At 37.4% G+C, this 11,017-nt stretch carries 10 protein-coding genes and 2 pseudogenes; 7 read left to right on the top strand and 5 right to left on the bottom strand.

Annotation, left to right across the window (positions count from 1 at the left end):
- A pseudogene (locus AC5YCI_RS15720) lies at positions 1-189 on the bottom strand (hypothetical protein); the annotation flags it as partial.
- A 93-nt stretch (positions 190-282) separates the two neighbouring features.
- Positions 283-675: a Cd(II)/Pb(II)-responsive transcriptional regulator gene (cadR, locus tag AC5YCI_RS15715; protein WP_000550240.1), complete on the bottom strand. Its 393-nt coding sequence runs from the start codon at positions 673-675 to the stop codon at positions 283-285.
- A gap of 89 nt (positions 676-764) precedes the next feature.
- On the opposite strand from cadR (AC5YCI_RS15715), the gene AC5YCI_RS15710 reads away from it, so the two are divergent.
- Positions 765-2,045, top strand: coding sequence for a cation efflux transmembrane domain-containing protein (locus AC5YCI_RS15710; protein WP_496175893.1), 1,281 nt, complete (start codon positions 765-767; stop codon positions 2,043-2,045).
- 393 nt (positions 2,046-2,438) lie between these two features.
- Here AC5YCI_RS15710 and AC5YCI_RS15705 read toward each other — a convergent pair whose 3' ends face one another.
- A complete protein-coding gene (locus AC5YCI_RS15705; RefSeq protein ID WP_496175897.1) occupies positions 2,439-3,755 on the bottom strand; it encodes a MobA/MobL family protein in 1,317 nt (438 codons plus the stop codon).
- Between the two features lie 229 nt (positions 3,756-3,984).
- Between AC5YCI_RS15705 and AC5YCI_RS15700 the strand changes: the two genes are divergently transcribed.
- The 5 genes from AC5YCI_RS15700 (at position 3,985) to AC5YCI_RS15680 (ending at position 8,651) form a co-directional block, all read left to right on the top strand.
- Entirely contained in the window at positions 3,985-4,671 is a 687-nt protein-coding gene (locus AC5YCI_RS15700) for a hypothetical protein (protein ID WP_496175896.1), read from the top strand.
- Positions 4,672-5,262: 591 nt separating this feature from the next.
- The gene (gene repM, locus AC5YCI_RS15695) at positions 5,263-6,180 is read left to right on the top strand and encodes a replication initiation protein RepM (RefSeq protein ID WP_496175895.1); all 918 of its coding nucleotides are present in this window, start codon (positions 5,263-5,265) and stop codon (positions 6,178-6,180) included.
- Positions 6,181-6,258: 78 nt separating this feature from the next.
- A complete protein-coding gene (locus AC5YCI_RS15690; RefSeq protein ID WP_496175894.1) occupies positions 6,259-6,756 on the top strand; it encodes a plasmid replication DNA-binding protein in 498 nt (165 codons plus the stop codon).
- 1,243 nt (positions 6,757-7,999) lie between these two features.
- On the top strand, positions 8,000-8,356 hold the full coding sequence (locus tag AC5YCI_RS15685; RefSeq protein ID WP_004668307.1) for a type II toxin-antitoxin system RelE/ParE family toxin: 357 nt from the start codon (positions 8,000-8,002) through the stop codon (positions 8,354-8,356).
- Positions 8,349-8,651: a helix-turn-helix domain-containing protein gene (locus AC5YCI_RS15680; RefSeq protein ID WP_001140620.1), complete on the top strand. Its 303-nt coding sequence runs from the start codon at positions 8,349-8,351 to the stop codon at positions 8,649-8,651. Before AC5YCI_RS15685 ends, AC5YCI_RS15680 begins: the two co-directional genes overlap by 8 nt.
- Positions 8,652-8,692: 41 nt before the next feature.
- Here AC5YCI_RS15680 and AC5YCI_RS15675 read toward each other — a convergent pair.
- Together AC5YCI_RS15675 and cadR (AC5YCI_RS15670) are read right to left on the bottom strand one after the other, a co-directional pair.
- A pseudogene (locus AC5YCI_RS15675) lies at positions 8,693-8,854 on the bottom strand (IS6 family transposase); the annotation flags it as partial.
- A 93-nt stretch (positions 8,855-8,947) separates the two neighbouring features.
- A complete protein-coding gene (gene cadR / locus AC5YCI_RS15670; protein WP_000550240.1) occupies positions 8,948-9,340 on the bottom strand; it encodes a Cd(II)/Pb(II)-responsive transcriptional regulator in 393 nt (130 codons plus the stop codon).
- A gap of 89 nt (positions 9,341-9,429) precedes the next feature.
- Between cadR (AC5YCI_RS15670) and AC5YCI_RS15665 the strand changes: the two genes are divergently transcribed.
- Positions 9,430-10,710: a cation efflux transmembrane domain-containing protein gene (locus tag AC5YCI_RS15665; RefSeq protein WP_496175893.1), complete on the top strand. Its 1,281-nt coding sequence runs from the start codon at positions 9,430-9,432 to the stop codon at positions 10,708-10,710.
- Positions 10,711-11,017: the final 307 nt, after the last annotated feature.

Raw genomic sequence — 11,017 nt, 5'->3', positions numbered from 1 at the left:
GCTATAGGCTCCCATTTTTAGATTCGTATAACGTTGAACCCAACGGTAAATATTCGTGTGATCAACATTCACACCCCGTTCGGCCAGCATTTCCTGCAGTTCACGATAGCTAATGCCATATTTACAATACCAGCGCACAGCCCAAAGAATGATTTCGCCCTGAAAATGCCGACCATGGAAAGGATTCATATGCTGCACCTTTAGCTAAAACAGTCTTCAGCTTACCATTCGTGGTTATTTGCAACAGTGCCGATTTTTTGAAAAAAGCATAGGTCTAGATAATCAAGCTAGATTTTTTAAAACTCCACATTGGTCAATTGTACATAAACCATCACAAGTACCTCTTAAATCAGATAGTTGTTCAATAAGCTTTTGTTGCTTGATTATATTTTCTCTGATAGCACTGACATGTAAGTCAATTAATTCATTCACATCTGAACAATTTTTCTCAGGTTTGTCTTTATAGGTAAGTAATTGACGAATTTCATTCAAACTCATATTTAAAGTTCGGCAATTCAAAATAAATTTAATTCGCTCAACATAGCCTACATCGTAAAGGCGGTAATTTCCTTCCGTTCTTTCCGGTTCCGGAATTAAACCTTCCTTTTCATAAAACCTAATTGTTAATACTGAACATGAGGTTTTTTTAGAGAGTTCACCAATTTTTAAATGCATTGAGTTAGTATTTCCAAAGATTCTTGACTCTATAGTAACTATAGGGATTCTAATATTCAAAGTTTATAATTTTTTTAATGGGTATAATTATGAGTGGTTGTGGATGTAGTAAAGAAACACCATGCGAAGATAAGAAATCTCAACAAGAAAATCATCCATCAATTGCAGAAGCAAACAATTCAAAGAATTGTGATAATACGCTTAGCTGTTGTGGTGAAGAGGAAGAAAAAAAATCTTCATCTCCTTGCTGTAACACTTCAAACAGTTGTAAAGATACCACTCAATCCTGTTATGGTTCTGATCCCAAAGAAAATTTAAGCACTGAAGATGTTTTAAAAGATTCGCACTACATGAGTGAATACTTAGTTCCCAAAATGGATTGTTCTGCGGAAGAACAGATGGTTCGTATGGCGCTATCTTCAATTGATGGTGTTCAAAAACTCATCTTTGATTTACCTAACCGTTCTTTAAAGGTTCTACATAATCAAAAAGATGAAAATATAACCACCAAACTTGAAGCTTTGGGTTTTGGTGCAAAGCTTGTGAAGACTGAAACTTATATAAGCAATCAACAGGCTAAGCAAACAAGTACCTACACCATTCCTAAAATGGATTGCTCTGCTGAAGAGCAAATGGTCCGTATGGCTCTTGCAGATATTGAAACAGTTAAAGGTCTTACTTTTGATCTTCCCAATCGAAAACTGAAAGTCTTCCATAATGAAGGGATTCAGCAAATTACGGCTAAACTCGAAGGACTGGGTTTTGGGGCGAAACTTGATGAAACACAGCTTTCTTCAGGCGATATACCTAATGAACCTGATCCTGTGAAACAAGCTAAAGTACTTAAACTGTTATTAGGTATTAATGCTCTACTTTTCTTTATAGAATTCATCAGCGGTATTATTGCTGCGTCTACAGGATTGATTGCTGATTCTCTAGATATGTTTGCCGATGCAGCCGTTTATGGTATTGCGCTATATGCCGTCGGAAAAGCTGCGAAATATCAAATAAAAGCAGCCCATTTCGCAGGTTGGATTCAGTTATTACTTGCTGTTATCGTGATTGTTGATGTCATTAGACGATTCATGTTTGGAAGCGAGCCAGAATCAACGCTCATGATTGTTATTGGCCTGCTCGCACTTATAGCTAACGTGACATGCTTATATCTTATTTCTGGTCATCGAGAAGATGGCGCACATATGAAAGCCAGTTGGATTTTCTCGGCGAATGACGTTGTCGTAAATATGGGCGTTATATTTGCCGGTGTACTCGTGGCGTGGACGGGATCAGCTTATCCAGACTTAATCATTGGCATACTGGTTTCTTTATTCGTACTTAATGGTGCCCGAAAAATTTTGGCTTTGAAGTAAGAGTATCGAAAATGAATCTATTTGGCACTATTGCAAATAACCACGAATGGTAAGCTGAAGACTGTTTTAGCTAAAGGTGCAGCATATGAATCCTTATGTCTTAAAAGCATGTAATTTTTAGTATTAAAAATAGCCCTCTGTTGAGGGCTATTTAACATAAAATCTCATATACGAAATTGGCTCTGTAAGCCTGAGCGTACATGTATTGGAGTAGATCGCCCCTATCTTAGGGCTAAGGACTCAACTATTCTGAGTACATCAGGAACAGGAAGTTCCAGAACAAAAAACAATAATGATAAGTTCTAAAACATGGAAGATAGGTACGACAGGAGTTATACCTTGCACAACCCATACGAAAAAAGGCCCAACAGGATGTTGGGCCTTTTTTCATGCTTAAAATAAGCCCGGTGGCTCCCAATCCTGGCGTCGCTCGCTAGACACTTCGGGCTCTCGCTGAGGCGCAGCTTGTTGCGCTTCTCGGTATGCAATGACGTCTAATTTTTCTTGAATACGATTCAGCTTCAATTGCTGCGATTTTTTAACGCATTTGAGCTCAAATGCATTCACCTCCCAATGGTGTTCAAGGTCTGCGATCAACTTGATATCATTTTGGATCATGGCCTTGGCCAGCGTCAGGAGGTTTTTTCTAGGATCTAACTGCAGCATCTCCATGAGCAGTTCTTGTTTCCGCTCCATGATATACAAGTAATGTTTGGCCTCGACATGATCCTGATGCGCAGCCAAGCGTTTGACCTCTCTTGCTTTACGATCCAATTCTAAAATATGCCGCTCATACAGCGTTTCTCGCTCATTGACCACTTCATACACGCTGAGTGCTTGCACCGCCTCCAATGCTGAGCAGGCCAGTTGTTGCTGTTTTGCCAGTTCATAGGCCTGTTTATATAGCTCTCTTTTGTTGTCTTCACGGATGCGTTTGATCTCTGCAATTTGCTGCTGTACCGCTAAGATCATTTCCCCATCCACAGGGTTATGTAACTTCCAACGTGGGATTTGCGGCACCTCTTTGAGCTGAGTGCCATATTTGGCGTTGTAGTCTGCATAAGACAGGCAGCTCACCCTGTTTTCAACCTCAAAGCTAATATCGTCAATACAGATGGCTTTGGTCGGTGCATAACGTTTTAGTGCCGCATTAATCAGGTCTTCGGCCTGTTGTCTGAACACACGGATCTGATGTTTACCTTGGCCAAGCGCATTCGCGGTCATTTTAGGCGCACCGCCAGCCGCTGGATGCTTAGGACGGTATTGTTTAAAGAATTGTTCTTTGGGTCGGGTAATGCCGTCACTCAGGCTGCGTTCTGAGTACATCAGATGTAAATGCGGCTGTTCTTCTCCAGTTAAGGCGCTTGGATGCTGATGCACGGCTGCGGTATAGGGGAATTGATGTTCAGCCGTAAAGCCCTGGATCAAGCTGTGTACCAATTCAGCTCGCTGAGAGCGAGATAATTCTTTCGGTAGAGCCACAGTGATCACCGCTGAGGTTCGGCCCCGTTCAATCTCAAAACGGTCAGCTGCCGCCCAAAATTTTTCCGGTGCATTGTCGGCCCAATCGGGCAAGTTGCCTGACAGACACAATTCCAATTCTTCTTGATCTTTGTGTGCAGTGAAATGTGCAGTTCGGGTCAGATAATGGAAGGTGTTTTTTGAGCTGTTGTCTTTTTTGGTATTGTGCCGAACGTTCAAATAGTACATGGCCATTTTTTTCCAAATTGTGGGCGCTTTTGCCCCGCAGGGCGAGGAGAACTGTCTTTTTTGCAAAACTATCACAACCGTGATACGTTTTCAAAAAAAGACAGGGAAACGAGATAAACAATTTATTCTGCGATACAGAATAAATTGTTTAATCTACTGTAATAACGCAAAATGGTTTACTGTACTAACATAAGTAGCAATTCTTCAAAATTCGAAAAAAAGAGGGTCTATGGCCGGTCGTAAAGCATTGGTATTGGTTGCCGAAGATATCAACTCATTAACACAATATACTCGTCAATTGCCCTTTAAACGTAAAGTTCAACAACGTTATTTGGACATGATCGCCAACAAAAAAACCATGGCAGATTTGTCGGAAGATGATCTGACCTTGGTGAAGAAATGTCGTTATGAAATGAACGCACATCAAAAGCAAATGGCCGCTTTAGCATTGATCAAAGCACAATCATCACATAGCCGTTTTGAACGTGAGATTTTAGATTTGGCGGCACGTCAGGATATTGATGCTTACTTCTTGATGTTAGATGGCTTGAAAGCCTACTTAAAAAACGTAGACCAGAAGAAAGCTGAGAATAAGCTGCGCAATGACAAGCAACGCATGGATCAGAAATTATTGAATCCACAGAGCCAAGCCAGAAAACAGCGTGATCGTGAAAATTACTTCTTAGGTGCTTCATTCCGTAAGCTGATGGAAGTCACAAGTCTGCACCCTAGAAAGAATGATCTAGAGAAGTTAACTCATGTTATAGGTTTAGCAATTTCTCTAAGAGGACATAATTTCGATGTAACACGTTATCTCAATAGCCTTGGCCGTAGTGTTAATAGTGATGAAAAACAATTAGCGATCGCTTTAAAAGAAATACTTGAAGATCCAAGAAATCCATATATTCAAAAATAAGCAAATCCTGCTGATTGACGAGCTGTATTTCAGCATTTGAACTTGATAAGCACACGTTTAGTTACCCAAAACAGCATGCAAATTAAATGGGCTGTATATTCATTCAAAGCCACATGAGCAAAAAAGGCCATATAAAGCGCCTAGAGCACGTTTTTTCATGAAGACATAGGTATGGATGGGTTTTAGGATAAACATGCCTTAAACGGGCTTAGAATGCATTTTAAGGGCTATTCAAGATAGGGATTCAGCATGTATTCAGAAAGTTGAATTTGAAAGAATGTCGTAAACAAACAGATTTTAGGCCTGAAATTTATCTACTGTGAAAACAAAAAAATCTTCTCTTTTTTTAACAAAAAATCGAGCGAAGCTCTTTTTAATTATTTTTAATATATTTTAATACTTTTACGTCCGCTGAAAGCCTTATGTAGCAAGGGTTTTAGACCTAATACCACACCAAAAAGTCACCTATACCACACCAAAAAGTCACCTATACCACACCAAAAAGTCACCTATACCACACCAAAAAGTCACCTATTTACACCATCTAGGAATAATGGTGTAATTACACCAAATAAAATTTTGGTGTAATAAATGTATTCTAATGACTTAATAGTAAAAGATAATGCCTTAATTAATGCTAGCTATAACTTAGATACAATTGAGCAAAGACTCATGCTTTTAGCCATAGTACAGGCACGTAAAACTCAATCTGAGATCGATGCGAATACTAGATTGCGTATTCATGCTAGTGAATATATGGAACGTTTTAATGTAAACAAGCATGCAGCTTATAAAGCACTAAAAACAGCTGTAACTAATCTGTTTGGCAGACAATTTACTTATTACACGATTGATGCCAAAACAGGAAAGCAGAAAAAAGTGATATCAAGATGGGTACAGAACATTGCATATATCGACGAAGCTGCGATTTTAGAGGTTACTTTTACAGTTGATGTTATTCCGTTGATTACTAGATTAGAAAAGCAGTTCACTAGTTATCAACTTAAACAAGTTTCTCAGCTCAGTGGAAAGTATGCGATTAGGTTGTATGAGCTACTCATTTCTTGGCGAGAGGTTGGAAAAACTCCCATATTCGAGATATCTGACTTTCGATCTAAGTTAGGTTTAGGGTCAGATGATTACCCTCGAATAGATACGTTTAAAAGACGAGTACTAGAATCCGCCATTAAACAAATTAATGAACATACGGATATCATTGTTAAAGTGGAACAGCATAAAGAAGGTCGTTCAATTTCAGGTTTTTCTTTCTCTTATAAAACCAAAAAATCTAGTAGTACTAAGAAATTAACTACCATTAAGACTATGACTGATAAGCAACGACATTATTTCGCTAGCAAGCTATCTGAATTACCTGAATTAGGACATTATTCAGAAGGTACAGAAAGCTATCAACAATTTGCTATACGTATAGCTGAAATGCTAAAAGACAGTAAAAAGATTGAAGAATTTTTGCCACATCTAAATCAAGTTGGCTTTGAGAACGTATAAGTTTCTATATTGATTGATTGTCTATTAGGCTGTCTAATAGACAATTGATTTTTACAAGTTTAGGCATATTTTGACAAGATGAAAAGCCTCACAGTTCTTGAGCTATCCAAGCTATATAAAATAAATAGACAGACCATTTACAATAATATAAATAAAGGAATTTTAAGTAAAAATTCTGAAAATAAGATTGATCTAGCAGAAGCTATACGCGTTTTTGGTGAACCTGTAAAAAGACAAGCTGTAAAAGAATCTGTAAAACTAGACAATCAAATTTCGGCAGAAGTTTTACTACTTAGACAGCAGATAGATATCCTGAAAAATCAGCTTGATGATGCCAAAGAGAGAGAAGCTTTTTATCAAAATCAAATTGAAGCTATGCAACGTCTTTTAGAAGCTCCAAAAGTTACTAAGGATCAAGCTAATCCTTTGGAAAGGACTGAGGCAAATCCAAGGGATGAGGACTATGTAAAAGTAAAATATGACGGATTGACTACTCAGGAAAAATTGCCAAAGGAGATAGTCGTCGCTCCAGAGCAACCTGTGAAGAGGAGCTTTTTGAGTCGTTTTTTTAACTAGTATATTCGAGCAAGATTATTTAATTTTGATGAATAAAAGCGTGGAATATTGATTAAATATTAAGCGTGGAACGGTCTCATTCACGTAAAAAGCCCAAATACTTAGATTTGGGCTTTCGTGATTTGGTTAACCTATTGAATTAAAAAAGGAATAAAAACCAATTTCGTATAAGGTGTATTATGTTAATTTTAGAAAATCTTAAATTTTAATTACTTACAAGATTTGATATAATTGAGAATAATTATTGATTACATCTTTTAAAAATGAACAAAAAATTTCAGTTAATATTTATACATGGAGGCCTAGGCTGGGGAGTTCCTTTCTTTTTATTTATATCCGCACTCAGATGGATTGAAAATGAACCTCCAGCTTTCGGTTCTTATTTAATCTTACTTATAATCTCTATTATCGGCGGTATTGCATGGGGATACTTTATGTATAAATCAGATCCCCAAAGAGAAAATATAAATTTTTCTGTTTTTATATTCTTAAAATCAATTACTTTAACTTTAATCATACTTTGTATTTACGGAGTGATATTTAGGTACTTACTTGCTCCTAATAATTTAGATGATACGTTATGGAGCACTAGTTCTTTTATATCACTAATTTTTATAGGGATATTAGTACAGCATAAATTTATTCTAAGAAACTCAAAGAAATGATCAAAATACAAAAAATTTAATGCTATTAAACCTATTGTACGACTCCATTTAACATAATGGTGGTTATACGAAATGCATTTGTATATTAAGTTAAAAATCAATAACTTAAAAAATTCACCCTCATCACAAAAACCGCAAAAAGCCGACTTGGAAACAAGTCGGCTTTTTTTTAGGCGGTTTTGATAGTTCTTGCCAATAATTTTGTTTAAAAAGTAGTCGATTTTGCGATTTTTTAAATTTTATCAATGCGTGAATGTTCAAAATTATCCCCATTTCTTGTGGATAAATTTCAGGCACTTTGTACGCTTTAGCTTACTCAAATTCCAGTTCTTTGCGGCTATCAGGATAGCTAGAATATCCCTACGATAGATTCATACAGGAACAGGATGTTCCGGAGCAAAAAACAACAATGATAAGTTCTAACACTAGGATTGTGAGGTAGAGCAGCACCTACCAAAGATCGCACAATAAAAAACCCCGGCAGGATACCGGGGTTTTTTATTGCCTATCCTTTCTCATTTGCAAAACAAACATAATGCCCCTAAAATATAGACTATAATCTATATTCTGGTTGTGGTATGTGGACAGTCATTACGACAGATCTATTTAATCAGTGGCTTGAACAGCAAGATGAACCTACACAAGAGAAGGTCCTAGCTGCCCTGGTTGTTCTACAGCAGCAGGGACCGAGTTTAGGCCGTCCTTTAGTAGATACTGTGTATGAGTCTAAATTTACCAATATGAAAGAACTGCGTGTTCAACATCGCGGTAGACCCTTAAGAGCTTTCTTCGCATTTGATCCCTTACGACAGGCTATTGTTCTATGTATTGCTGATAAAGGCGGTAAAAAGCGTTTTTATAAAGACATGCTGGATATTGCAGATGAACAATACCAACTTCATCTCACTACCCTAGGAGATAAATCTAATGGCTAAGACTCTGCAAGAATTGTTAGCTAGCCGCTCTCCAGAGAGCCAAGCCCGTATTCAAAAAATGGCTGATGAATTACTGCTAGAAAATCAGCTTCATCTTATTCGTGAAGAACTCGAAATTTCTCAAAAAGAGCTTGCTGAAACTTTGGGAATAAAACAGCCATCGCTTTCAGCAATAGAAAATCGTGGCAATGATCTTAAGATTTCAACCATGAAAAAGTATGTTGAGGCAATGGGTGGGAAGCTCCGTATTGATGTAGAGCTTCCAACAGGAAAACATATAGGATTCAACGTTTAACAATAAAAATGGGAGCTATAGGCTCCCATTTTTAGATTCGTATAACGTTGAACCCAACGGTAAATATTCGTGTGATCAACATTCACACCCCGTTCGGCCAGCATTTCCTGCAGTTCACGATAGCTAATGCCATATTTACAATACCAGCGCACAGCCCAAAGAATGATTTCGCCCTGAAAATGCCGACCATGGAAAGGATTCATATGCTGCACCTTTAGCTAAAACAGTCTTCAGCTTACCATTCGTGGTTATTTGCAACAGTGCCGATTTTTTGAAAAAAGCATAGGTCTAGATAATCAAGCTAGATTTTTTAAAACTCCACATTGGTCAATTGTACATAAACCATCACAAGTACCTCTTAAATCAGATAGTTGTTCAATAAGCTTTTGTTGCTTGATTATATTTTCTCTGATAGCACTGACATGTAAGTCAATTAATTCATTCACATCTGAACAATTTTTCTCAGGTTTGTCTTTATAGGTAAGTAATTGACGAATTTCATTCAAACTCATATTTAAAGTTCGGCAATTCAAAATAAATTTAATTCGCTCAACATAGCCTACATCGTAAAGGCGGTAATTTCCTTCCGTTCTTTCCGGTTCCGGAATTAAACCTTCCTTTTCATAAAACCTAATTGTTAATACTGAACATGAGGTTTTTTTAGAGAGTTCACCAATTTTTAAATGCATTGAGTTAGTATTTCCAAAGATTCTTGACTCTATAGTAACTATAGGGATTCTAATATTCAAAGTTTATAATTTTTTTAATGGGTATAATTATGAGTGGTTGTGGATGTAGTAAAGAAACACCATGCGAAGATAAGAAATCTCAACAAGAAAATCATCCATCAATTGCAGAAGCAAACAATTCAAAGAATTGTGATAATACGCTTAGCTGTTGTGGTGAAGAGGAAGAAAAAAAATCTTCATCTCCTTGCTGTAACACTTCAAACAGTTGTAAAGATACCACTCAATCCTGTTATGGTTCTGATCCCAAAGAAAATTTAAGCACTGAAGATGTTTTAAAAGATTCGCACTACATGAGTGAATACTTAGTTCCCAAAATGGATTGTTCTGCGGAAGAACAGATGGTTCGTATGGCGCTATCTTCAATTGATGGTGTTCAAAAACTCATCTTTGATTTACCTAACCGTTCTTTAAAGGTTCTACATAATCAAAAAGATGAAAATATAACCACCAAACTTGAAGCTTTGGGTTTTGGTGCAAAGCTTGTGAAGACTGAAACTTATATAAGCAATCAACAGGCTAAGCAAACAAGTACCTACACCATTCCTAAAATGGATTGCTCTGCTGAAGAGCAAATGGTCCGTATGGCTCTTGCAGATATTGAAACAGTTAAAGGTCTTACTTTTGATCTTCCCAATCGAAAACTGAAAGTCTTCCATAATGAAGGGATTCAGCAAATTACGGCTAAACTCGAAGGACTGGGTTTTGGGGCGAAACTTGATGAAACACAGCTTTCTTCAGGCGATATACCTAATGAACCTGATCCTGTGAAACAAGCTAAAGTACTTAAACTGTTATTAGGTATTAATGCTCTACTTTTCTTTATAGAATTCATCAGCGGTATTATTGCTGCGTCTACAGGATTGATTGCTGATTCTCTAGATATGTTTGCCGATGCAGCCGTTTATGGTATTGCGCTATATGCCGTCGGAAAAGCTGCGAAATATCAAATAAAAGCAGCCCATTTCGCAGGTTGGATTCAGTTATTACTTGCTGTTATCGTGATTGTTGATGTCATTAGACGATTCATGTTTGGAAGCGAGCCAGAATCAACGCTCATGATTGTTATTGGCCTGCTCGCACTTATAGCTAACGTGACATGCTTATATCTTATTTCTGGTCATCGAGAAGATGGCGCACATATGAAAGCCAGTTGGATTTTCTCGGCGAATGACGTTGTCGTAAATATGGGCGTTATATTTGCCGGTGTACTCGTGGCGTGGACGGGATCAGCTTATCCAGACTTAATCATTGGCATACTGGTTTCTTTATTCGTACTTAATGGTGCCCGAAAAATTTTGGCTTTGAAGTAAGAGTATCGAAAATGAATCTATTTGGCACTATTGCAAATAACCACGAATGGTAAGCTGAAGACTGTTTTAGCTAAAGGTGCAGCATATGAATCCTTATGTCTTAAAAGCATGTAATTTTTAGTATTAAAAATAGCCCTCTGTTGAGGGCTATTTAACATAAAATCTCATATACGAAATTGGCTCTGTAAGCCTGAGCGTACATGTATTGGAGTAGATCGCCCCTATCTTAGGGCTAAGGACTCAACTATTCTGAGTACATCAGGAACAGGAAGTTCCAGAACAAAAAACAATAATGATAAGTTCTAAA

The sequence above is a fragment of the Acinetobacter sp. CY17 genome (assembly GCF_059515825.1).
Note: the sequence above shows the minus strand (reverse complement) of the source record. Positions and strands in the feature narration are given on the sequence as shown.

Excerpts from the sequence above, each read along its gene's own strand:
- AC5YCI_RS15665 (WP_496175893.1), top strand. The coding sequence starts at position 9,430 with ATGAGTGGTTGTGGATGTAGTAAAGAAACACCATGCGAAGATAAGAAA.
- cadR (WP_000550240.1), bottom strand. The coding sequence starts at position 675 with ATGCATTTAAAAATTGGTGAACTCTCTAAAAAAACCTCATGTTCAGTA.
- AC5YCI_RS15680 (WP_001140620.1), top strand. The coding sequence starts at position 8,349 with ATGGCTAAGACTCTGCAAGAATTGTTAGCTAGCCGCTCTCCAGAGAGC.
- AC5YCI_RS15685 (WP_004668307.1), top strand. The coding sequence starts at position 8,000 with ATGTGGACAGTCATTACGACAGATCTATTTAATCAGTGGCTTGAACAG.
- AC5YCI_RS15710 (WP_496175893.1), top strand. The coding sequence starts at position 765 with ATGAGTGGTTGTGGATGTAGTAAAGAAACACCATGCGAAGATAAGAAA.
- AC5YCI_RS15690 (WP_496175894.1), top strand. The coding sequence starts at position 6,259 with ATGAAAAGCCTCACAGTTCTTGAGCTATCCAAGCTATATAAAATAAAT.
- repM (WP_496175895.1), top strand. The coding sequence starts at position 5,263 with ATGTATTCTAATGACTTAATAGTAAAAGATAATGCCTTAATTAATGCT.
- cadR (WP_000550240.1), bottom strand. The coding sequence starts at position 9,340 with ATGCATTTAAAAATTGGTGAACTCTCTAAAAAAACCTCATGTTCAGTA.
- AC5YCI_RS15700 (WP_496175896.1), top strand. The coding sequence starts at position 3,985 with ATGGCCGGTCGTAAAGCATTGGTATTGGTTGCCGAAGATATCAACTCA.
- AC5YCI_RS15705 (WP_496175897.1), bottom strand. The coding sequence starts at position 3,755 with ATGTACTATTTGAACGTTCGGCACAATACCAAAAAAGACAACAGCTCA.